At 38.7% G+C, this 3,150-nt stretch carries 2 protein-coding genes and 1 tRNA gene; 2 read left to right on the top strand and 1 reads right to left on the bottom strand.

The genetic code is table 11. The features are described from left to right. The first annotated feature begins 483 nt into the window (after nt 1–483). Together recO and KPX09_RS04830 are read left to right on the top strand one after the other, a co-directional pair. Nucleotides 484–1,221 (top strand): DNA repair protein RecO, encoded by a 738-nt coding sequence (recO, locus tag KPX09_RS04835; RefSeq protein ID WP_249549237.1) that lies wholly within the window; start codon nt 484–486, stop codon nt 1,219–1,221. Between the two features lie 72 nt (nt 1,222–1,293). Next, a complete protein-coding gene (locus KPX09_RS04830) occupies nt 1,294–1,893 on the top strand; it encodes a hypothetical protein (RefSeq protein ID WP_249549236.1) in 600 nt (199 codons plus the stop codon). Between the two features lie 326 nt (nt 1,894–2,219). Here KPX09_RS04830 and KPX09_RS04825 read toward each other — a convergent pair. Next, a tRNA-Met gene (locus KPX09_RS04825) sits at nt 2,220–2,291 on the bottom strand. Nucleotides 2,292–3,150 lie beyond the last annotated feature (859 nt).

Genomic DNA, 3,150 nt, shown 5'->3' with positions numbered 1-3,150 from the left:
CAATGATATATTCTACCCATGATTGGTAGAAACTACGTAATCTTTCCGATCACTATATAAAATAGCTATAGAGTACTACTTACCGTATTTGAAGAACTTATGGCATCACTACTCCGGGAAGCATTTATTGATCAGCGCTATTTGTGAGTATAAATCGCTGCTGGACATATCGGAAGCGATCGCGTGAATCTCTTGCCTATAATACAGTACTGTACTCCTAGATTCTCTTGCTTTACTTTTACGTAAAAAATTCTTCTTCATAGCATTGGATAAGCTATATATCATGAGAAAGTCTCAGCTATGCACTATAAAAAGGTACAAAGATTCCTAACTTGAAATTTTTGGAAGCATACTAACAAATTGCAAAAAATGCGTATTACATCCAGGTAAGAAGATACACTTATTACAGTTTCACATTATTGCCCTTGACAGCTCTCCTCCACTTATCAAAACTTAAGGCTCGTTCTATAGCGCTGACTAACTATGCAATGGCAAGATCATGGGATGATTGTAAGCATGACGCCTTACGGAGATACTCGAAGTATATTGTCTGTATTTACGCGCAATCACGGAATTTGCAATGCCCTGATTAGGCTAAATAAAAAGAAGCAATCTCTTCAGATTGGAGATAGAGTATGCGTAACCTGGCGTGCCAGATTGGCAAATAACCTCGGGTATTTTAATTCCTGTGAAATTATTTCATCAGCTTTTTATGCGTATTTTCAAGATCATTCAAAGTTGCTGTGTCTATCGTCTGTTACATCCACAATATACAAATCTGTGCCCACAAATGATGCACATCCCACATTATATGACTATCTTATAGAGTTTGCTGAAGCTGCAGAATGTGGAGGCCATTGGTACAGCAAGTACTTAAAGCTTGAACTTGAAATTTTATCCCAACTGGGGTTCGCCTTAGATCTCTCTAGATGCGCTGTTTATCATTGCGAAGATAATCTATTGTATATATCTCCTAAAACAGGTCGCGCAATATCTGAAAAAGCTGGCGTATCATACCGGCACTTGTTATTCCCCCTACCACAAATATTACGCGATCTTTATAATGAAACTCACACTGAACAGTGTTCACAAAAAGAGTTTTTGCTCTGCTTACAAATCCTAGGATATTTTCTCCATAGACATTTACTATCAGATGACTCTAAATTTCTAGAGCAGCGTAAAGAAATGACAGCCCTTATATTAGAGGAAGAGGCATTTTAAAAATATTCACTATTGCATGGTAGATGTAATTAGAATATGCCTTGAATTTTCTATGTTACTTGAGAGGTGATTATGCATAAACCTGGTGGTGGTGCCGATATGGGTATGGGACCAAATATAGCTAGTGTACAGTCCTTAATGCACGCTACTCAAGAGCGCGCTGAAGCCGCTGGAGGAGGTGAAGAAGGAGATGATAGATCCTCTTTAGCAATAATGAATGCAGTACTGGCAACCCCTGTTGAAGCGATGAAAGCTGATCTTGTAGGAAGCCTGCTTGGTAATATAGACAAAGCATCAATGTCCTTAGGAGCTAATCTATCACCGCAGTTTAGCATATATGGACCGTCTAAAACATCATTAGCTTTTGGCTTTCCTATACTTTTTGAATCCTTAAAAGGAGGGGGAGAAGGAGGAGATGAAGCAGTATCAGGCAGCGAAGGAGGAGAAGATTATACTGAAAGTGGCGATGATGAGAGATATTTAGATGCACGGAATGACCCTCATCTATATGACCCTTGGGACTTTGACCAGTATCCACATGCTGACGAATCTATTGGAAGAGCAGCACAGGGATTAGATGGTGTATCACATGAAGAAAGAGGCCATGGGCACGATCTCTCCCCTTCTCCTTCGCCAAACGTCATAGAGCATTCCGAAGGAAGAGGTATATAGATAAAAAACTCAGTGGTATAGCGCAGTGAAAACCTGTGTTGTCTTATGTAAAATCATCACACTTTTGAGTGAATATCCCTGCCATATAGATTCCACTAAACTACATGGATGTAGAGAAGAAAAGCTTTAGTATATGGCAGGTAGTGAATAAAATCAGCCACCCTTTTTACAATAACCAAACTTTTCGTGAGTACTTCTACCCAACAGATTCTACTGAGCTGCACTAAGTAGTACAAAAGCTTTACTACAGACAACCAGTCAGAAATAATACAAAGGATACCACCCCTTAGTAAGAAATAGTACGCAGATAACAAAGGAAATACAAGTTGCGGGGGACGGACTCGAACCATCGACCTTCAGGTTATGAGCCTGATGAGCTACCACTGCTCCACCCCGCGATAAAGAAAGCTGTCGCACACAAACCCGCGCTACTTCCTTCTATCTACCAAATTATTGAGGAAGTAGCAAGAGTTTATGAATAAAAAATTGAATTTTTTCGTTACGTTCCCATTTGAAAACCACATACCTAGATGGAATGCCCAAAGAAAGTGACCTAGCATAAAAACACATCCTGAAACATCACTAAACGCCTCTGCAAACATTCTTCTAGAAAACTTGCATTTCTTAAATTACAGCAGTGAATTTACTGATTACATAGCTCAGAAACAACAACGCGAAAAGTATTAATACTACGTATTGTTCCACGCGATGCAGAATATTATGCGGTTCTGTAGCATGAAAAAACTTATCTACCCCCATATAAAGCCGCATAAAGTACCTTTGAATATGGAGTAAAACATAAGAATTTCCTTTACAGCGCAAAGTAGTGAATGGTCACAGTGTAAGCGCAATCTATATTCTAAGCTCTTTGAGCCCATATTGAAAAAACTTCAAAGCTGATGAAACTGTACGAGTATAAGTACCATAAGAATGAAAGAAACAACACAATTCTTAAGTTTCTCCTAAAATAATTCCAACAAACATTACCCATAGTAGTAAAATCCAAGGACAATAAGATTGGGCGAGGATAGTTTTTTCATAGCAGAAAAGCCCATTCAGCATAGCAAAGTCAAAAAGAATTATAAAGAGAAAGCGATCTTCGAACATGTGAAAAGATTACGGTTTGATTATAAAACCCGGCACTTCTCTCACAACTGCATTAAAAACAATCCCGGATACTTGGCAAGTTGGTAGCTATAACTGCTCAAATGCTCATGCAATACCACTTGTAAACAATCACCCTAAATTCGAAGGAAC

Origin of the sequence: Anaplasma phagocytophilum (assembly GCF_023476575.1) — a bacterium.
Lineage (GTDB): Bacteria > Pseudomonadota > Alphaproteobacteria > Rickettsiales > Anaplasmataceae > Anaplasma > Anaplasma phagocytophilum_A.
Note: the sequence above shows the minus strand (reverse complement) of the source record. Positions and strands in the feature narration are given on the sequence as shown.